Annotated in this window: 16 protein-coding genes and 1 pseudogene (1 of these 17 only partly in view); 16 read left to right on the forward strand and 1 reads right to left on the reverse strand. The window is 52.0% G+C overall.

Annotated elements, in window-relative coordinates; translation table 11 throughout:
• From aroA to QZF50_RS09525, 12 genes and pseudogenes are all read left to right on the forward strand, one after another.
• Positions 1-27: pseudogene (gene aroA, locus QZF50_RS09470) on the forward strand (3-phosphoshikimate 1-carboxyvinyltransferase) (it extends 1260 nt beyond the left edge of the window).
• A 168-nt stretch (positions 28-195) separates the two neighbouring features.
• Positions 196-960, forward strand: a complete 765-nt coding sequence (gene ycaL, locus QZF50_RS09475) for a metallopeptidase YcaL (RefSeq protein ID WP_001295345.1) — start codon at positions 196-198, stop codon at positions 958-960.
• Positions 961-1132: 172 nt separating this feature from the next.
• A complete protein-coding gene (gene cmk / locus QZF50_RS09480; RefSeq protein WP_001583403.1) occupies positions 1133-1816 on the forward strand; it encodes a (d)CMP kinase in 684 nt (227 codons plus the stop codon).
• A 110-nt stretch (positions 1817-1926) separates the two neighbouring features.
• Positions 1927-3600 (forward strand): 30S ribosomal protein S1, encoded by a 1674-nt coding sequence (rpsA, locus tag QZF50_RS09485; protein WP_000140327.1) that lies wholly within the window; start codon positions 1927-1929, stop codon positions 3598-3600.
• A gap of 159 nt (positions 3601-3759) precedes the next feature.
• Positions 3760-4044, forward strand: coding sequence for an integration host factor subunit beta (ihfB, locus tag QZF50_RS09490; RefSeq protein ID WP_000167336.1), 285 nt, complete (start codon positions 3760-3762; stop codon positions 4042-4044).
• A 206-nt stretch (positions 4045-4250) separates the two neighbouring features.
• A complete protein-coding gene (locus QZF50_RS09495) occupies positions 4251-6515 on the forward strand; it encodes a ComEC family protein (RefSeq protein WP_061892235.1) in 2265 nt (754 codons plus the stop codon).
• A gap of 36 nt (positions 6516-6551) precedes the next feature.
• A complete protein-coding gene (gene msbA / locus QZF50_RS09500; protein WP_000551270.1) occupies positions 6552-8300 on the forward strand; it encodes a lipid A ABC transporter ATP-binding protein/permease MsbA in 1749 nt (582 codons plus the stop codon).
• Positions 8297-9283, forward strand: coding sequence for a tetraacyldisaccharide 4'-kinase (lpxK, locus tag QZF50_RS09505; protein WP_000570542.1), 987 nt, complete (start codon positions 8297-8299; stop codon positions 9281-9283). Before msbA ends, lpxK begins: the two co-directional genes overlap by 4 nt.
• Positions 9284-9319: 36 nt before the next feature.
• Positions 9320-10552, forward strand: coding sequence for a crosslink repair DNA glycosylase YcaQ (gene ycaQ / locus QZF50_RS09510; protein ID WP_000056529.1), 1233 nt, complete (start codon positions 9320-9322; stop codon positions 10550-10552).
• A gap of 51 nt (positions 10553-10603) precedes the next feature.
• Positions 10604-10786: a protein YcaR gene (gene ycaR, locus QZF50_RS09515; RefSeq protein WP_000350058.1), complete on the forward strand. Its 183-nt coding sequence runs from the start codon at positions 10604-10606 to the stop codon at positions 10784-10786.
• Complete coding sequence (gene kdsB, locus QZF50_RS09520; protein WP_000011590.1) at positions 10783-11529, forward strand: 3-deoxy-manno-octulosonate cytidylyltransferase; 747 nt, start codon at positions 10783-10785, stop codon at positions 11527-11529. Before ycaR ends, kdsB begins: the two co-directional genes overlap by 4 nt.
• A gap of 153 nt (positions 11530-11682) precedes the next feature.
• Positions 11683-12576, forward strand: coding sequence for a YcbJ family phosphotransferase (locus QZF50_RS09525; RefSeq protein ID WP_000436922.1), 894 nt, complete (start codon positions 11683-11685; stop codon positions 12574-12576).
• Here QZF50_RS09525 and elyC read toward each other — a convergent pair.
• Positions 12553-13332 carry an envelope biogenesis factor ElyC gene (gene elyC, locus QZF50_RS09530; RefSeq protein ID WP_000899599.1) on the reverse strand — a complete coding sequence of 260 codons (780 nt, stop codon included), beginning with the start codon at positions 13330-13332 and terminating at the stop codon, positions 12553-12555. The genes QZF50_RS09525 and elyC overlap by 24 nt on opposite strands.
• 135 nt (positions 13333-13467) lie before the next feature.
• Here elyC and cmoM point away from each other — a divergent pair, with 135 nt between their 5' ends.
• The 4 genes from cmoM to mukB are packed head-to-tail and all read left to right on the forward strand — an operon-like array spanning position 13468 to position 20717.
• Positions 13468-14253 carry a tRNA uridine 5-oxyacetic acid(34) methyltransferase CmoM gene (gene cmoM / locus QZF50_RS09535; RefSeq protein WP_061892236.1) on the forward strand — a complete coding sequence of 262 codons (786 nt, stop codon included), beginning with the start codon at positions 13468-13470 and terminating at the stop codon, positions 14251-14253.
• On the forward strand, positions 14250-15572 hold the full coding sequence (mukF, locus tag QZF50_RS09540; RefSeq protein WP_001288850.1) for a chromosome partition protein MukF: 1323 nt from the start codon (positions 14250-14252) through the stop codon (positions 15570-15572). Before cmoM ends, mukF begins: the two co-directional genes overlap by 4 nt.
• On the forward strand, positions 15553-16257 hold the full coding sequence (gene mukE / locus QZF50_RS09545) for a chromosome partition protein MukE (protein ID WP_001295347.1): 705 nt from the start codon (positions 15553-15555) through the stop codon (positions 16255-16257). The genes mukF and mukE overlap by 20 nt, the downstream gene beginning before the upstream one ends.
• On the forward strand, positions 16257-20717 hold the full coding sequence (gene mukB, locus QZF50_RS09550; RefSeq protein ID WP_001471316.1) for a chromosome partition protein MukB: 4461 nt from the start codon (positions 16257-16259) through the stop codon (positions 20715-20717). The genes mukE and mukB overlap by 1 nt, the downstream gene beginning before the upstream one ends.
• Positions 20718-20802 lie beyond the last annotated feature (85 nt).

Below are 20802 nucleotides of genomic sequence, written 5' to 3' on the forward strand. Positions count from 1 at the left end.
CTGGCGCGGATTAGCCAGGCAGCCTGAATGAACAACGGGCAATAAATAGCCAAATCTTTCTTTATCAAAACGTCGGCACATTGTCGGCGTTTTTTTTCGGACCTTGTGAGTCATTTTGATTAATGGTAGCGTCGCTTGTCAATGTAAGTTGTTGATACATAATATTTATATATGATTAATCAACGGATGATTCACATGAAGAATACTAAATTACTGCTGGCGATTGCGACCTCTGCAGCATTACTGACAGGGTGTCAAAATACCCACGGTATTGATACCAATATGGCTATCAGCTCCGGTTTAAATGCCTATAAAGCAGCAACATTAAGCGATGCCGATGCAAAAGCGATTGCCAATCAGGGCTGTGCCGAAATGGACAGCGGCAATCAAGTCGCAAGTAAATCCAGCAAGTACGGTAAACGTCTGGCAAAAATCGCCAAAGCATTGGGTAACAATATTAATGGCACGCCGGTCAACTATAAGGTTTATATGACCAGCGACGTCAACGCATGGGCGATGGCGAACGGCTGTGTTCGTGTATACAGTGGCCTGATGGACATGATGAATGACAACGAAATTGAAGGTGTTCTGGGCCATGAACTGGGCCACGTCGCGTTGGGTCACTCGCTGGCTGAAATGAAAGCTTCTTATGCGATCGTTGCCGCACGCGATGCCATTTCAGCTACCAGCGGTGTTGCTTCCCAGCTTTCCCGCTCACAATTGGGTGATATCGCAGAAGGCGCTATCAATGCTAAATACTCCCGTGATAAAGAGTCCGAAGCAGATGATTTCTCCTTTGATCTGTTGAAGAAACGTGGCATCAGTACCCAGGGGCTGGTTGGTAGCTTTGAAAAACTGGCTAGCCTGGATGGCGGTCGCACCCAGTCCATGTTTGACTCTCACCCACCATCAACAGAGCGTGCGCAACACATCCGTGATCGTATCGCCTCTGGTAAGTAAATCATTGTCATCTTTCGGGCTGGTCTTCTGCCAGCCCGCTATAATTGCGCAATAAATCCCCATCTGAATACAGACAAAACTGGTTTTTGCACACAACGTTAACGATTTGTGGCGTCGGCGCGTATAATGCGCGCGGTTATGTTAACGGTACGCCTGTTTTAAGGAGATAAAGATGACGGCAATTGCCCCGGTTATTACCATTGATGGCCCAAGCGGTGCAGGGAAAGGCACCTTGTGTAAGGCTATGGCGGAAGCATTGCAATGGCATCTGCTGGATTCGGGTGCAATTTATCGCGTACTGGCATTGGCGGCATTACATCACCATGTTGATGTTGCGTCAGAAGATGCGCTGGTACCGCTGGCATCCCATCTGGATGTACGTTTTGTGTCAACCAATGGCAATCTGGAAGTGATCCTCGAAGGGGAAGATGTCAGCGGCGAAATTCGTACTCAGGAAGTGGCGAATGCAGCTTCACAAGTCGCGGCATTCCCACGCGTTCGTGAAGCATTATTGCGTCGCCAACGCGCGTTTCGCGAATTACCAGGCCTGATTGCCGATGGCCGCGACATGGGAACGGTGGTATTCCCTGATGCGCCAGTGAAAATTTTCCTTGACGCCTCCTCGGAAGAACGAGCGCATCGCCGCATGCTACAGTTGCAGGAGAAGGGCTTTAGTGTTAACTTTGAGCGCCTTTTGGCCGAGATCAAAGAACGCGACGACCGCGATCGTAACCGAGCGGTAGCGCCACTGGTTCCGGCAGCCGATGCTTTAGTGTTGGATTCCACCACCTTAAGCATTGAGCAAGTGATTGAAAAAGCGCTACAATACTCGCGCCAGAAATTGGCTCTCGCATAAGCGACCGAATTTGCAGTACCCCCGTTGCAATGGAATGACAGCGGGTATGTTAAACAACCCCATCCGGCATGGAGCCAGGTGGACGTTAAATATAAACCTGAAGATTAAACATGACTGAATCTTTTGCTCAACTCTTTGAAGAGTCCTTAAAAGAAATCGAAACCCGCCCGGGTTCTATCGTTCGTGGCGTTGTTGTTGCTATCGACAAAGACGTAGTACTGGTTGACGCTGGTCTGAAATCTGAGTCCGCCATCCCGGCTGAGCAGTTCAAAAACGCCCAAGGCGAGCTGGAAATCCAGGTAGGTGACGAAGTTGACGTTGCTCTGGACGCAGTAGAAGACGGCTTCGGTGAAACTCTGCTGTCCCGTGAGAAAGCTAAACGTCACGAAGCCTGGATCACGCTGGAAAAAGCTTACGAAGATGCTGAAACTGTTACCGGTGTTATCAACGGCAAAGTTAAGGGCGGCTTCACTGTTGAGCTGAACGGTATTCGTGCGTTCCTGCCAGGTTCTCTGGTAGACGTTCGTCCGGTGCGTGACACTCTGCACCTGGAAGGCAAAGAGCTTGAATTCAAAGTAATCAAGCTGGATCAGAAGCGCAACAACGTTGTTGTTTCTCGTCGTGCCGTTATCGAATCCGAAAACAGCGCAGAGCGCGATCAGCTGCTGGAAAACCTGCAGGAAGGCATGGAAGTTAAAGGTATCGTTAAGAACCTCACTGACTACGGTGCATTCGTTGATCTGGGCGGCGTTGACGGCCTGCTGCACATCACTGACATGGCCTGGAAACGCGTTAAGCATCCGAGCGAAATCGTCAACGTGGGCGACGAAATCACTGTTAAAGTGCTGAAGTTCGACCGCGAACGTACCCGTGTATCTCTGGGCCTGAAACAGCTGGGCGAAGATCCGTGGGTAGCTATCGCTAAACGTTATCCGGAAGGTACCAAACTGACTGGTCGCGTGACCAACCTGACCGACTACGGCTGCTTCGTTGAAATCGAAGAAGGCGTTGAAGGCCTGGTACACGTTTCCGAAATGGATTGGACCAACAAAAACATCCACCCGTCCAAAGTTGTTAACGTTGGCGATGTAGTGGAAGTTATGGTTCTGGATATCGACGAAGAACGTCGTCGTATCTCCCTGGGGCTGAAACAGTGCAAAGCTAACCCGTGGCAGCAGTTCGCGGAAACCCACAACAAGGGCGACCGTGTTGAAGGTAAAATCAAGTCTATCACTGACTTCGGTATCTTCATCGGCCTGGACGGCGGCATCGACGGCCTGGTTCACCTGTCTGACATCTCCTGGAACGTTGCAGGCGAAGAAGCAGTTCGTGAATACAAAAAAGGCGACGAAATCGCTGCAGTTGTTCTGCAGGTTGACGCAGAACGTGAACGTATCTCCTTGGGCGTTAAACAGCTCGCAGAAGATCCGTTCAACAACTGGGTTGCTCTGAACAAGAAAGGCGCTATCGTAACCGGTAAAGTAACTGCAGTTGACGCTAAAGGCGCAACCGTAGAACTGGCTGACGGCGTTGAAGGTTACCTGCGTGCTTCTGAAGCATCCCGTGACCGCGTTGAAGACGCTACCCTGGTTCTGAGCGTTGGCGACGAAGTTGAAGCTAAATTCACCGGCGTTGATCGTAAAAACCGCGCAATCAGCCTGTCTGTTCGTGCGAAAGACGAAGCTGACGAGAAAGATGCAATCGCAACTGTTAACAAACAGGAAGATGCAAACTTCTCCAACAACGCAATGGCTGAAGCTTTCAAAGCAGCTAAAGGCGAGTAATTCTCTGACTCTTCGGGATTTTTATTCCGAAGTTTGTTGAGTTTACTTGACAGATTGCAGGTTTCGTCCTGTAATCAAGCACTAAGGGCGGCTACGGCCGCCCTTAATCAATGCAGCAACAGCAGCCGCTTAATTTGCCTTTAAGGAACCGGAGGAATCATGACCAAGTCAGAATTGATAGAAAGACTTGCCACCCAGCAATCGCACATTCCCGCCAAGACGGTTGAAGATGCAGTAAAAGAGATGCTGGAGCATATGGCCTCGACTCTTGCGCAGGGCGAGCGTATTGAAATCCGCGGTTTCGGCAGTTTCTCTTTGCACTACCGCGCACCACGTACCGGACGTAATCCGAAGACTGGCGATAAAGTAGAACTGGAAGGAAAATACGTTCCTCACTTTAAACCTGGTAAAGAACTGCGCGATCGCGCCAATATTTACGGTTAAGTTTTTACTCAAACTTGAACGCGAGAAAAGCACCTGTCGGGTGCTTTTTTCATTTCTCTAATCAGGAACTGGAAGCTGCCTCGCAGAGTTTTGAGCAGTTTTCACCCTTTCGTTAAATTCTTCTGAATGTGCCTCGGGGAACGCAAAATTCCCACCAGACAACCGCTCAACAAAGTTGCACACTTTCCATAAACAGGGAGGGGTGCATGAAAATAACGACAGTCGGCGTATGCATAATTTGCGGAATTTTTCCGTTGCTGATTTTGCCCCAATTGCCTGGGACATTAACCCTTGCGTTTCTGACTCTCTTCGCCTGCGTACTGGCATTTATCCCTGTTAAAACCGTCCGTTATATCGCGCTGACGTTGCTGTTTTTCGTTTGGGGCATATTATCAGCAAAGCAAATTTTGTGGGCAGGAGAAACCTTAACTGGCGCGACGCAGGATGCAATTGTTGAGATCACTGCAACTGACGGCATGACCACTCATTACGGTCAAATTACTCATCTACAAGGTCGACGTATATTCCCTGCGCCAGGCCTTGTGCTGTATGGCGAATATCTTCCGCAAGCGGTTTGTGCTGGACAACAATGGTCAATGAAACTCAAAGTTCGTGCGGTTCATGGCCAACTTAATGATGGCGGCTTTGATAGCCAGCGTTATGCCATTGCCCAGCATCAACCGCTCACCGGCCGCTTTCTGCAGGCAAGTGTTATTGAACCGAATTGTAGCCTGCGTGCACAGTATCTGGCGTCACTACAAACAACGCTGCAACCCTATCCGTGGAATGCGGTTATTCTTGGTTTAGGTATGGGGGAACGGTTATCCGTCCCCAAAGAAATCAAAAATATCATGCGCGATACTGGAACGGCGCATTTAATGGCGATATCGGGATTGCACATCGCTTTTGCGGCGTTGCTGGCTGCCGGACTCATTCGCAGTGGACAAATTTTTCTGCCTGGGCGCTGGATCCACTGGCAAATACCATTAATTGGTGGGATCTGCTGTGCTGCTTTTTATGCCTGGTTGACGGGAATGCAACCTCCTGCATTGCGTACCGTGGTGGCGCTTGCTACGTGGGGAATGCTTAAGTTAAGTGGGCGACAGTGGAGTGGCTGGGATGTATGGATATGTTGTCTGGCGGCAATTTTGCTGATGGATCCTGTTGCCATTCTCTCGCAAAGTTTATGGCTCTCTGCCGCTGCGGTCGCGGCACTGATTTTTTGGTATCAGTGGTTTCCCTGTCCTGAGTGGCAACTGCCGCCGGTATTGCGTGCAGTTGTTTCCCTCATCCATCTGCAACTGGGTATCACACTTCTGCTTATGCCCGTGCAAATCGTCATATTTCATGGCATTAGTCTGACCTCGTTTATTGCAAATCTATTAGCAATTCCCTTGGTGACATTTATCACGGTTCCGTTGATCCTCGCCGCGATGGTTGTGCATTTAAGCGGGCCGTTAATCCTGGAGCAAGGGTTATGGTTTCTTGCCGACCGGTCTTTGGCTTTACTTTTCTGGGGGTTAAAGAGTTTGCCAGAAGGGTGGATCAACATTGCTGAACGTTGGCAATGGCTATCATTTTCCCCATGGTTCTTACTGGTGGTATGGCGATTAAACGCCTGGCGAACGTTGCCAGCAATGTGTGTGGCTGTAGGCTTGCTGATGTGCTGGCCGCTATGGCAAAAACCTCGACCTGACGAGTGGCAGGTGTACATGCTTGATGTCGGGCAAGGGCTGGCAATGGTGATAGCCAGAAACGGCAAAGCGATTCTCTATGACACAGGACTGGCCTGGCCCGAAGGGGATAGTGGGCAACAACTGATTATCCCCTGGCTCCACTGGCATAATCTTGAACCGGAAGGCGTTATTCTGAGTCATGAACATCTGGATCACCGGGGAGGGCTGGACTCAATATTGCACACATGGCCGATGTTATGGATCAGAAGTCCGTTAAACTGGGAACATCATCAGCCCTGTGTGCGTGGCGAAGCGTGGCAATGGCAAGGATTGCGTTTCAGCGTGCACTGGCCTTTACAAGCTAGCAACGATAAAGGAAATAACCATTCCTGTGTGGTTAAGGTTGATGACGGGACGAATAGCATTCTTCTAACCGGTGATATTGAAGTCCCCGCTGAACAAAAGATGCTAAGCCGTTACTGGCAGCAAGTGCAGACAACATTGCTTCAGGTACCTCACCATGGCAGTAATACCTCATCATCGTTGCCATTAATTCAGCGAGTGAATGGAAAAGTGGCACTCGCATCGGCATCGTGCTATAACGCATGGCGATTGCCCTCTAATAAAGTTAAGCATCGCTATCAACAGCAAGGATATCAATGGCTTGATACTCCACATCAGGGTCAAGTGACGGTCAATTTTTCAGCGCAAGGCTGGCGGATTAGCAGCCTCAGAGAGCAAATTTTACCTCGTTGGTATCATCAGTGGTTTGGCGTGCCAGTGGATAACGGGTAGAATATGCGGCTATTTCAACAAATGCTGGTTTTTTGAATGCATAACGACAAAGATCTCTCTACGTGGCAGACGTTCCGCCGACTGTGGCCAACCATTGCGCCTTTTAAAGCGGGTCTGATCGTGGCGGGCGTAGCGTTAATCCTCAACGCAGCCAGCGATACCTTCATGTTATCGCTCCTTAAGCCACTTCTTGATGATGGCTTTGGTAAAACAGATCGCTCCGTGCTGGTGTGGATGCCGCTGGTGGTGATCGGGCTGATGATTTTACGTGGTATCACCAGCTATGTCTCCAGCTACTGTATCTCCTGGGTATCAGGAAAGGTGGTAATGACCATGCGTCGCCGCCTGTTTGGTCACATGATGGGAATGCCGGTTTCATTTTTTGACAAACAGTCAACGGGGACGCTGTTGTCACGTATCACCTACGATTCCGAACAGGTTGCTTCTTCTTCTTCCGGCGCACTGATAACGGTTGTGCGTGAAGGTGCGTCAATCATCGGCCTGTTCATCATGATGTTCTATTACAGTTGGCAACTGTCGATCATTTTGATTGTGCTGGCACCGATTGTTTCGATTGCGATTCGCGTAGTATCGAAGCGTTTTCGCAACATCAGTAAAAACATGCAGAACACCATGGGGCAGGTGACCACCAGCGCCGAACAAATGCTGAAGGGCCACAAAGAAGTATTGATTTTCGGTGGTCAGGAAGTGGAAACGAAACGCTTTGATAAAGTCAGCAACCGAATGCGTCTTCAGGGGATGAAAATGGTTTCAGCCTCTTCCATCTCTGATCCGATCATTCAGCTGATCGCCTCTTTGGCGCTGGCGTTTGTTCTGTATGCGGCGAGCTTCCCAAGTGTCATGGATAGCCTGACTGCCGGTACGATTACCGTTGTTTTCTCTTCAATGATTGCACTGATGCGTCCGCTGAAATCACTGACCAACGTTAACGCCCAGTTCCAGCGCGGTATGGCGGCTTGTCAGACGCTGTTTACCATTCTGGACAGTGAGCAGGAGAAAGACGAAGGTAAGCGCGTGATCGAGCGTGCGACTGGCGACGTGGAATTCCGCAATGTCACCTTTACTTATCCGGGACGTGACGTACCTGCATTGCGTAACATCAACCTGAAAATTCCGGCAGGGAAGACGGTTGCTCTGGTTGGACGCTCTGGTTCAGGTAAATCAACCATCGCCAGCCTGATCACTCGTTTTTACGATATTGATGAAGGCGAAATCCTGATGGATGGTCACGATCTGCGCGAGTATACCCTGGCGTCGTTACGTAACCAGGTTGCTCTGGTGTCGCAGAATGTCCATCTGTTTAACGATACGGTTGCTAACAACATTGCTTACGCACGGACTGAACAGTACAGCCGTGAGCAAATTGAAGAAGCGGCGCGTATGGCCTACGCCATGGACTTCATCAATAAGATGGATAACGGTCTCGATACAGTGATTGGTGAAAACGGCGTGCTGCTCTCTGGCGGTCAGCGTCAGCGTATTGCTATCGCTCGAGCCTTGCTGCGTGATAGCCCGATTCTGATTCTGGATGAAGCTACCTCGGCTCTGGATACCGAATCCGAACGTGCGATTCAGGCGGCACTGGATGAGTTGCAGAAAAACCGTACCTCTCTGGTGATTGCCCACCGCTTGTCTACCATTGAAAAGGCAGACGAAATCGTGGTCGTCGAGGATGGTGTCATTGTGGAACGCGGTACGCATAACGATTTGCTTGAGCACCGCGGCGTTTACGCGCAACTTCACAAAATGCAGTTTGGCCAATGATCGAAAAAATCTGGTCTGGTGAATCCCCTTTGTGGCGGCTATTGCTGCCACTCTCCTGGTTGTATGGCCTGGTGAGTGGCGCGATCCGTCTTTGCTATAAACTAAAACTGAAGCGCGCCTGGCGTGCCCCCGTACCGGTTGTCGTGGTTGGTAATCTCACCGCAGGCGGCAACGGAAAAACCCCGGTCGTTGTCTGGCTGGTGGAACAGTTGCAACAGCGCGGAATTCGAGTGGGGGTCGTATCGCGGGGATATGGTGGTAAGGCTGAATCTTATCCGCTGTTATTGTCGGCAGATACCACAACAGCACAGGCGGGTGATGAACCTGTGTTGATTTATCAACGCACTGATGCGCCTGTTGCGGTTTCTCCCGTTCGTTCTGATGCGGTAAAAGCCATTCTGGCGCAACACCCTGATGTGCAGATCATCGTAACCGACGACGGTTTACAGCATTACCGTCTGGCGCGTGATGTGGAAATTGTCGTTATTGATGGTGTGCGTCGCTTTGGCAATGGCTGGTGGTTGCCGGCGGGGCCAATGCGTGAGCGAGCGGGGCGCTTAAAGTCAGTTGATGCGGTAATCGTCAACGGCGGTGTCCCCCGCAGCGGTGAAATCCCCATGCATCTGCTGCCGGGTCAGGCGGTGAATTTACGTACCGGTACGCGTTGTGATGTTGCTCAGCTTGAACATGTGGTGGCGATGGCAGGGATTGGGCATCCGCCGCGCTTTTTTGCCACGCTGAAGATGTGCGGCGTACAACCGGAAAAATGTGTACCGCTGGCCGATCATCAGTCTTTGAACCATGCGGATGTCAGCGCGTTGGTAAGCACCGGGCAAACGCTGGTAATGACTGAAAAAGATGCGGTGAAATGCCGGGCCTTTGCAGAAGAAAATTGGTGGTATTTGCCTGTAGACGCACAGCTTTCAGGTGATGAACCAGCGAAACTGCTTACGCAACTAACCTCGCTGGCTTCTGGCAACTAGTTACGCCGCGGCAGCGTTCGATTGATGGAGTCATGAATGTCGCTGCCGCACCTCTCCCTTGCTGATGCGCGTAATCTTCACCTTGCCGCACAAGGCCTGTTAAACAAACCCCGCCGTCGAGCGTCGTTGGAGGATATTCCGGCAACGATCTCCCGCATGTCCTTGCTGCAAATCGATACCATCAATATTGTTGCCCGTAGTCCATATCTGGTGCTTTTCAGTCGTCTGGGAAATTATCCTGCCCAGTGGCTGGATGAGTCTCTGGCGCGTGGCGAATTAATGGAATACTGGGCGCATGAAGCCTGCTTTATGCCACGCAGCGACTTTCGTCTTATTCGCCACCGCATGCTGGCACCTGAAAAAATGGGCTGGAAATACAAAGACGCCTGGATGCAGGAACATGAGGCGGAAATTGCACAGTTAATTCAGCATATTCATGATAAGGGGCCGGTACGTTCAGCCGATTTTGAGCATCCTCGTAAAGGTGCAAGCGGCTGGTGGGAATGGAAGCCGCATAAACGGCATCTGGAAGGTTTATTTACTGCCGGAAAGGTGATGGTGATTGAACGGCGCAACTTCCAGCGCGTTTATGATTTAACCCACCGTGTCATGCCTGACTGGGATGATGAGCGCGATCTCGTTTCGCAAACAGAAGCAGAAATCATCATGCTGGATAACAGTGCGCGTAGCCTGGGAATATTCCGCGAACAGTGGCTGGCAGATTACTATCGGCTGAAACGTCCGGCACTGGCGGCGTGGCGCGAAGCGAGGGCTGAACAGCAGCAAATCATTGCTGTGCATGTTGAAAAATTGGGCAATCTTTGGCTGCATGCTGATTTGCTGCCGCTACTCGAGCGTGCGCTGGCCGGAAAGCTCACTGCAACGCACAGCGCGGTACTTTCGCCTTTTGATCCTGTTGTCTGGGATCGCAAACGCGCAGAGCAGCTTTTTGATTTTAGCTACCGGCTGGAGTGCTATACCCCAGCGCCGAAACGCCAGTATGGCTATTTTGTTCTGCCATTATTACATCGTGGGCAATTAGTTGGGCGAATGGATGCCAAAATGCATCGCCAGACAGGCATCCTTGAAGTTATCTCTCTGTGGTTACAGGAAGGCATTAAACCAACGACAATGCTGCAAAAAGGGTTACGTCAGGCGATTACTGATTTCGCGAGCTGGCAGCAGGCAACGCGGGTGACATTAGGACGCTGCCCGCAAGGTCTCTTTACTGATTGCCGCACTGGCTGGGAAATAGACCCCGTCGCATAAATGATTATGATAAGATTTATGCATTCATAACCCGATCCATCTGGAGGAACTATGGATCATCGTCTGCTTGAAATCATTGCCTGCCCGGTTTGCAACGGAAAACTTTGGTATAACCAAGAAAAACAAGAACTTATTTGCAAACTGGACAACCTGGCTTTCCCGCTGCGTGATGGCATTCCAGTGTTGCTGGAAACGGAAGCCCGCGTGCTGACTGCTGATGAGAGTAAATCATGAGTTTTGTGGTCATTATTCCCGCGCGCTACGCGTCAACGCGTCTGCCCGGTAAACCATTGGTTGATATTAATGGCAAACCCATGATTGTTCATGTTCTTGAACGTGCTCGCGAATCAGGTGCCGATCGCATCATCGTGGCAACCGATCATGAGGATGTCGCCCGCGCCGTTGAAGCCGCTGGCGGTGAAGTATGTATGACGCGCGCCGATCACCAGTCAGGGACAGAACGCCTGGCGGAAGTTGTCGAAAAATGCGCATTCAGCGACGACACGGTGATCGTTAATGTGCAGGGTGATGAACCGATGATCCCTGCGACAATCATTCGTCAGGTTGCTGATAACCTCGCTCAGCGTCAGGTGGGTATGGCGACTCTGGCGGTGCCAATCCACAATGCGGAAGAAGCGTTTAACCCGAATGCGGTGAAAGTGGTTCTCGACGCTGAAGGGTATGCACTGTACTTCTCTCGCGCCACCATTCCTTGGGATCGTGATCGTTTTGCAGAAGGCCTTGAAACCGTTGGCGATAACTTCCTGCGTCATCTTGGTATTTATGGCTACCGTGCAGGCTTTATCCGTCGTTACGTCAACTGGCAGCCAAGTCCGTTAGAACACATCGAAATGTTAGAGCAGCTTCGTGTTCTGTGGTACGGCGAAAAAATCCATGTTGCTGTTGCTCAGGAAGTTCCTGGCACAGGTGTGGATACCCCTGAAGATCTTGAGCGCGTTCGCGCTGAAATGCGCTAATTTCACTTCACGACACTTCAGCCAATTTTGGGAGGAGTGTCGTACCGTTACGATTTTCCTCAATTTTTCTTTTCAACAATTGATCTCATTCAGGTGACATCTTTTATATTGGCGCTCATTATGAAAGCAGTAGCTTTTATGAGGGTAATCTGAATGGAACAGCTGCGTGCCGAATTAAGCCATTTACTGGGCGAAAAACTCAGTCGTATTGAGTGCGTCAATGAAAAAGCGGATACGGCGTTGTGGGCTTTGTATGACAGCCAGGGAAACCCAATGCCGTTAATGGCAAGAAGCTTTAGTACGCCCGGAAAAGCCCGACAACTGGCATGGAAAACCACCATGCTGGCAAGAAGTGGGACTGTCCGTATGCCGACTATTTATGGTGTGATGACGCATGAAGAACACCCCGGCCCCGATGTCCTGCTACTGGAGCGGATGCGTGGTGTTTCGGTGGAGGCACCAGCCCGAACACCAGAACGCTGGGAACAACTCAAAGACCAAATCGTTGAAGCCTTACTGGCCTGGCACCGTCAGGACAGTCGCGGTTGCGTCGGCGCGGTCGACAATACTCAGGAAAATTTCTGGCCCTCATGGTACCGGCAACATGTTGAAGTGCTATGGACCACGCTCAATCAGTTCAATAACACCGGTCTGACGATGCAGGATAAGCGGATCCTGTTTCGCACTCGCGAATGTCTCCCGGCATTATTTGAAGGCTTTAACGACAATTGTGTGTTGATTCACGGTAACTTCTGTTTACGCAGCATGCTGAAAGATTCGCGCAGCGATCAGTTACTGGCGATGGTCGGGCCGGGACTAATGCTTTGGGCACCGCGAGAATACGAACTGTTCCGACTAATGGATAATTCTCTGGCGGAAGATTTGCTCTGGAGTTACCTGCAACGCGCGCCAGTGGCGGAGTCGTTCATCTGGCGGCGTTGGTTGTATGTGTTATGGGATGAAGTTGCGCAACTGGTTAATACCGGACGATTTAGTCGGCGCAACTTCGATCTGGCATCAAAATCACTCTTGCCGTGGCTCGCCTGACGGACCTTTCAGCCACTGCCAGATGCGGCCAAGCGTTTCATAGCCAACACGATCGCTATGCATCAGCCAGACCGGAGAAGGGATTGCCCGTTCCCACGGATTAAGCGGCGAGTCGATGGCCAACTGATTCGCCGGGGCTGGTAGCGGATTTAACCCTTCCTGCTGAAAAAAGATCATCGCCCGCGGCAGATGTGATGCGGAGGTCACCAGCAGGAAAGGGGCGTCACCAATCGCCTGTTTCACTGCCGCAGCTTCTTCTTCGGTATCTTTTGGCAAATCCAGGGTGATAATTTGCTCGCGCGGCACGCCCAGCGATTGCGCAACTCTGGCACCTACTTCCGCTGTACTCACCGTATTGGTTTTTGCTACGCCTCCCGTGAAGATCAGTTTTGATCCCGGATTTTCGCGCCATAAGCGAATACCTTCATTCAGGCGTGGCAGACTGTTATTGATTAAATTAGAGCTCGGTGCCCACTGCGGGTTCCAGGTATAACCACCTCCGAGCACCACGATATAGTCCACTTTTTGCGAATTATTCCATGTCGGATAGGTGCTTTCGATGGGACGCAGCAGGCGGTCGGCTACCGGTTGCAAACTCAATAACAAGAGTGCCAGCCACCCAATGCTAATAAAAATCTTCCCGGTTTTTTGAAAACGGCTAAACCACAGCAGCGCCAGGCCAGCGCCAATAATTAACAACATCAGCGGAAGTGGCAGCAACATATTGCCAATCACTTTTTTCAGTGTAAAAAGCATCCTTTCTGGTTCCTTTTTTAACCATATAGCAAGGGATCGCCAGCGATATTACACCAGACGGGTTCATTCTCGCCGTGGCTGTGACAAAATAGCGTCTTTATCAGAAAACGTCTTAGCCAACCGGTGGAGAAAGCAATGCAGGATCGCAATTTTGATGATATTGCGGAAAAGTTTTCCCGTAACATTTACGGCACCACCAAAGGGCAGCTTCGACAGGCTATTCTGTGGCAGGATCTCGATCGCGTGCTGGCGGAAATGGGCCCGCAAAAACTGCGTGTGCTGGATGCTGGCGGTGGAGAAGGGCAGACCGCAATCAAAATGGCCGAGCGTGGGCATCAGGTCATTTTATGCGATCTTTCTGCGCAGATGATCGACCGCGCAAAACAGGCGGCAGAAGCAAAAGGTGTGAGCGACAACATGCAATTTATACATTGCGCCGCTCAGGATGTTGCTTCGCATTTGGAAACGCCCGTTGATCTGATATTGTTCCATGCGGTGCTCGAGTGGGTGGCCGATCCCCGCAGTGTATTGCAGACCCTGTGGTCAGTGTTGCGTCCAGGCGGCGTGTTGTCGTTAATGTTCTACAATGCGCATGGTTTGTTGATGCATAACATGGTCGCCGGGAATTTTGATTACGTGCAGGCGGGAATGCCGAAAAAGAAAAAACGGACGCTTTCGCCAGATTATCCACGCGACCCGGCGCAGGTTTATCTGTGGCTGGAAGAAGCTGGTTGGCAAATTATGGGTAAGACAGGCGTTCGCGTGTTTCATGATTATCTGCGCGAGAAGCACCAGCAGCGCGACTGCTATGAAGCATTACTTGAATTAGAAACGCGTTATTGCCGTCAGGAACCGTATATTACCCTGGGGCGTTATATTCATGTCAACGCGCGCAAACCGCAGAGCAAGGATAAAGTATGAGTGAATTTTCCCAGACAGTCCCCGAACTGGTTGCCTGGGCCAGAAAAAATGACTTCTCCATCTCGCTGCCGGTAGACCGACTCTCTTTTCTGCTGGCGGTTGCCACGCTGAACGGCGAGCGTCTGGATGGTGAGATGAGTGAAGGCGAGCTGGTGGATGCATTCCGCCATGTGAGTGATGCGTTTGAGCAAACCAGCGAAACCATCGGCGTGCGCGCCAATAACGCGATCAACGACATGGTGCGTCAACGTCTGCTGAACCGCTTTACCAGCGAGCAGGCGGAAGGGAACGCAATTTACCGTCTGACGCCGCTCGGCATCGGCATCACTGACTATTACATTCGTCAGCGCGAGTTTTCTACGCTGCGCCTTTCTATGCAGTTGTCGATTGTGGCGGGTGAGCTCAAACGCGCAGCAGATGCCGCCGAAGAGGGCGGTGATGAATTTCACTGGCACCGTAATGTTTATGCTCCACTGAAATATTCGGTAGCAGAAATTTTCGACAGTATCGACCTGACGCAACGTCTGATGGATGAACAGCAGCAGCAGGTGAAGGATGATATCGCCCAGTTGCTGAACAAAGACTGGCGGGCGGCGATTTCCAGCTGTGAATTGTTGCTTTCGGAAACTTCCGGAACGCTGCGTGAATTGCAGGATACGCTGGAAGCGGCAGGCGACAAATTGCAGGCTAATCTGTTGCGCATTCAGGATGCGACGATGACCCATGACGATCTGCATTTCGTCGATCGTCTGGTGTTCGATCTGCAGAGCAAACTCGATCGTATTATCAGTTGGGGCCAGCAATCCATCGACTTGTGGATTGGCTACGACCGCCACGTACACAAATTTATTCGTACCGCGATCGATATGGATAAAAACCGCGTCTTTGCTCAGCGGTTACGTCAGTCGGTACAAACCTATTTTGATGAGCCGTGGGCGCTAACTTATGCCAATGCCGATCGTCTGCTGGATATGCGTGACGAAGAGATGGCACTGCGCGATGAAGAAGTGACTGGGGAACTTCCTGAGGATCTGGAATACGAAGAGTTTAACGAGATCCGCGAACAGCTGGCGGCGATCATCGAAGAACAACTTGCCGTGTACAAAACCAGACAAGTGCCGCTGGATCTTGGTCTGGTGGTACGCGAATATCTGTCACAGTATCCGCGTGCACGTCACTTTGACGTTGCGCGCATTGTTATTGATCAGGCGGTACGTCTTGGCGTAGCGCAAGCAGATTTCACCGGACTGCCAGCGAAATGGCAGCCGATTAATGATTACGGAGCCAAGGTACAGGCGCATGTCATCGACAAATATTGAACAAGTGATGCCGGTTAAGCTGGCGCAGGCGCTGGCGAATCCGTTATTTCCGGCGCTGGACAGCGCCTTACGTTCAGGCCGCCATATTGGCCTCGACGAACTGGATAATCATGCATTCCTGATGGATTTTCAGGAATATCTGGAAGAGTTTTACGCGCGTTATAACGTTGAGCTTATTCGCGCACCAGAAGGGTTCTTCTATTTACGCCCACGTTCCACCACGCTGATCCCTCGTTCCGTCTTGTCGGAACTGGATATGATGGTCGGGAAAATCCTCTGTTATCTCTATCTCAGCCCGGAACGGCTGGCGAATGAGGGGATTTTCACCCAGCAGGAACTGTACGACGAACTGCTCACCCTGGCCGATGAAGCAAAACTGCTGAAACTGGTGAACAACCGTTCAACCGGTTCAGACGTTGACCGTCAGAAGTTGCAGGAGAAAGTACGTTCTTCGCTCAACCGTCTGCGTCGTTTAGGCATGGTGTGGTTTATGGGCCACGACAGCAGCAAGTTTCGCATTACCGAATCGGTGTTCCGCTTCGGAGCCGATGTGCGTGCTGGCGACGATCCCCGTGAAGCACAGCGTCGCCTGATTCGTGATGGCGAAGCAATGCCGATTGAAAATCATCTGCAACTCAACGATGAAACCGAAGAGAATCAGCCAGATAGCGGAGAGGAAGAATAATGATTGAACGCGGTAAATTTCGCTCACTGACGCTGATTAACTGGAACGGCTTTTTTGCCCGAACTTTTGACCTTGACGAGCTGGTCACGACGCTTTCTGGCGGTAACGGGGCGGGTAAATCCACCACCATGGCGGCGTTCGTTACGGCGCTGATCCCCGACCTGACCCTGCTGCATTTCCGTAACACTACGGAAGCCGGGGCCACCAGCGGTTCGCGCGATAAAGGTCTGCACGGTAAGCTGAAAGCGGGTGTCTGTTATTCGATGCTCGACACCATTAACTCGCGCCACCAGCGCGTGGTGGTCGGTGTGCGTCTGCAACAGGTTGCCGGACGCGATCGTAAAGTGGATATCAAGCCGTTTGCCATTCAGGGACTGCCGATGTCGGTGCAGCCGACACAGCTGGTGACCGAAACCCTGAACGAACGCCAGGCGCGCGTGCTGCCGCTTAACGAGCTGAAAGACAAGCTCGAGGCGATGGAAGGCGTGCAGTTTAAACAGTTCAACTCCATTACTGATTACCACTCGCTGATGTTCGATCTGGGCATCATCGCGCGTCGTCTGCGCTCCGCATCTGACCGTAGCAAATTCTATCGTCTGATCGAAGCTTCGCTGTATGGCGGGATCTCCAGTGCCATTACCCGTTCTCTGCGCGACTACCTGTTGCCGGAAAACAGCGGCGTGCGTAAAGCGTTCCAGGACATGGAAGCGGCGCTGCGTGAAAACCGTATGACGCTGGAAGCGATTCGTGTCACCCAGTCGGACCGTGACCTGTTTAAGCATCTGATCAGCGAAGCTACCAACTACGTGGCGGCGGACTACATGCGTCACGCCAACGAGCGCCGTGTCCATCTCGACAAAGCCCTGGAGTTTCGTCGCGAGTTACATACTTCGCGTCAGCAACTGGCGGCTGAGCAGTACAAACACGTCGATATGGCGCGTGAGCTGGCAGAGCACAACAGTGCCGAAGGCGATCTGGAAGCGGATTATCAGGCGGCCAGCGATCACCTGAACCTGGTGCAAACCGCACTGCGTCAGCAGGAGAAGATCGAACGCTACGAAGCGGATCTCGATGAGCTGCAGATCCGTCTGGAAGAGCAAAACGAAGTGGTGGCAGAAGCCATCGAACGCCAGGAAGAGAACGAGGCTCGCGCGGAAGCTGCCGAACTGGAAGTGGACGAGCTGAAAAGCCAGCTTGCTGACTACCAGCAGGCGCTGGACGTCCAGCAAACGCGCGCGATCCAGTATAACCAGGCGATTGCTGCGCTTAATCGCGCCAAAGAACTGTGCCATCTGCCGGACTTAACCGCCGACAGCGCCGCCGAATGGCTGGAAACCTTCCAGGCGAAAGAGCTGGAAGCGACTGAAAAAATGCTCTCTCTTGAGCAGAAAATGAGCATGGCGCAAACCGCGCACAGCCAGTTTGAGCAGGCTTATCAGCTGGTGGTGGCAATCAACGGCCCGCTGGCGCGTAACGAGGCGTGGGATGTCGCTCGCGAACTATTGCGCGAAGGGGTCGATCAGCGTCACCTGGCAGAGCAGGTTCAACCGTTGCGGATGCGCTTAAGTGAACTGGAACAGCGTCTGCGCGAGCAGCAAGAAGCCGAACGTCTGCTGGCAGATTTCTGCAAACGTCAGGGCAAGAATTTTGATATCGCCGAACTGGAAGCCCTGCATCAGGAACTGGAAGCACGCATTGCCTCTCTTTCCGATAGCGTGTCTAACGCCCGTGAAGAGCGCATGGCACTGCGCCAGGAACAGGAACAGCTGCAGTCTCGCATTCAGAGTTTGATGCAGCGTGCGCCGGTTTGGCTGGCAGCGCAAAACAGTCTCAACCAGTTGAGCGAACAGTGCGGCGAAGAGTTTACCTCCAGCCAGGACGTCACCGAATATCTGCAACAGTTGCTGGAGCGTGAGCGAGAAGCGATTGTTGAACGCGATGAAGTGGGCGCGCGCAAAAACGCCGTCGATGAAGAGATCGAACGTTTAAGCCAGCCTGGCGGCTCTGAAGATCAGCGTCTGAACGCGCTGGCGGAGCGTTTTGGTGGTGTGCTGCTGTCAGAAATTTATGACGACGTTAGCCTGGAAGATGCGCCGTACTTCTCAGCGCTGTATGGCCCGTCACGCCACGCCATCGTGGTGCCAGATCTGTCACAGGTAACTGAACACCTGGAAGGCTTGACCGATTGCCCGGAAGATCTCTATCTGATCGAAGGAGATCCGCAGTCATTCGATGACAGCGTGTTCAGCGTTGATGAGCTGGAAAAAGCGGTAGTGGTGAAAATCGCCGATCGTCAGTGGCGTTATTCACGTTTCCCGGAAGTGCCGCTGTTTGGTCGTGCTGCGCGTGAAAGCCGTATTGAAAGCCTCCATGCCGAGCGTGAAGTGCTTTCCGAACGCTTCGCCACGCTCTCCTTTGATGTACAGAAAACTCAGCGTCTGCATCAGGCGTTCAGCCGCTTTATCGGCAGTCATCTGGCGGTTGCGTTTGAGTCTGACCCGGAAGCAGAAATCCGTCAACTGAACAGCCGTCGCGTCGAACTGGAGCGGGCGTTAAGTAATCATGAAAATGATAACCAGCAGCAGCGTATTCAGTTTGAGCAGGCGAAAGAGGGCGTTACGGCGCTGAACCGCATTCTGCCGCGTCTCAACCTGTTGGCTGATGACAGCCTGGCGGATCGCGTCGATGAAATCCGCGAACGTCTGGATGAAGCCCAGGAAGCCGCGCGTTTTGTTCAGCAGTTTGGCAATCAACTGGCGAAACTGGAACCGATTGTTTCGGTATTGCAGAGCGACCCGGAACAGTTCGAACAGTTAAAAGAAGATTACGCGTACTCTCAGCAGATGCAGCGCGATGCCCGTCAGCAGGCGTTTGCCCTGACGGAAGTGGTGCAGCGTCGTGCGCACTTTAGCTATTCTGACTCGGCAGAAATGCTTAGCGGTAACAGCGATCTCAACGAAAAACTGCGTGAACGTCTGGAACAGGCGGAAGCGGAGCGTACCCGCGCTCGCGAAGCGTTGCGCGGTCACGCAGCGCAGTTGAGTCAGTACAACCAGGTGCTGGCTTCGCTGAAAAGTTCTTACGACACCAAAAAAGAGCTACTCAACGATCTGCAACGTGAATTGCAGGATATCGGCGTGCGTGCTGATAGCGGGGCAGAAGAGCGGGCGCGTATTCGCCGTGACGAGCTGCATGCGCAACTGAGCAATAACCGTTCACGCCGCAATCAACTGGAAAAAGCGCTTACCTTCTGCGAAGCGGAGATGGACAACCTGACCCGCAAACTGCGCAAGCTGGAGCGGGATTACTTTGAGATGCGCGAGCAGGTAGTGACCGCCAAAGCGGGCTGGTGTGCGGTGATGCGCATGGTGAAAGATAACGGCGTTGAGCGCCGCTTACACCGTCGTGAGCTGGCTTATCTCTCCGCTGATGATTTGCGTTCCATGTCGGATAAGGCGTTAGGTGCGCTGCGTCTGGCGGTGGCGGATAACGAACATCTGCGCGACGTGCTGCGCATGTCGGAAGATCCGAAACGTCCGGAGCGTAAAATTCAGTTCTTCGTGGCGGTTTATCAGCATCTGCGTGAACGTATTCGTCAGGATATTATTCGTACCGATGATCCGGTGGAAGCTATCGAACAGATGGAGATTGAACTTAGCCGTCTGACCGAAGAATTAACCTCCCGTGAACAGAAACTGGCGATCAGTTCCCGCAGCGTGGCGAACATCATTCGCAAAACCATTCAGCGCGAGCAGAACCGTATCCGTATGCTCAACCAGGGGTTGCAGAACGTATCGTTTGGTCAGGTGAACAGCGTGCGTCTCAACGTGAACGTGCGTGAAACGCACGCCATGCTACTGGATGTGCTCTCTGAACAGCACGAGCAGCATCAGGATCTGTTTAACAGCAACCGTTTGACCTTCTCGGAAGCGCTGGCGAAACTGTATCAACGTCTTAACCCGCAGATTGATATGGGGCAGCGCACGCCGCAGACCATTGGCGAAGAACTGCTGGATTACCGCAACTATCTGGAAATGGAAGTTGAGGTTAATCGTGGTTCCGATGGTTGGTTGCGCGCAGAGTCTGGTGCATTGTCGACCGGTGAGGCGATTGGTACCGGTATGTCGATTCTGGTGATGGTGGTACAAAGCTGGGAAGATGAATCTCGCCGCCTGCGCGGTAAAGATATCTCTCCTTGCCGCCTGCTGTTCCTCGATGAAGCAGCGCGACTGGATGCTCGTTCTATCGCCACGCTGTTTGAATTGTGTGAACGTTTGCAAATGCAGCTCATCATCGCAGCGCCGGAAAATATCAGCCCGGAGAAAGGCACCACCTATAAACTGGTGCGTAAAGTCTTCCAGAATACCGAACACGTTCACGTCGTCGGCCTGCGAGGATTTGCGCCGCAACTCCCTGAAACGCTTCCAGGAAGTGACGAAGCGCCTTCTCAGGCGAGTTAAAATTAAGGCGGCAGCAATGCCGCCTTTTCTTTTTCCGAAAACGCCGTTTCTGCACTAAAAAAGTGGCACATTACGGCGCGCTTTT

The organism is uncultured Escherichia sp. (assembly GCF_948475835.1).
In the GTDB taxonomy this organism is placed as follows: domain Bacteria; phylum Pseudomonadota; class Gammaproteobacteria; order Enterobacterales; family Enterobacteriaceae; genus ECMA0423.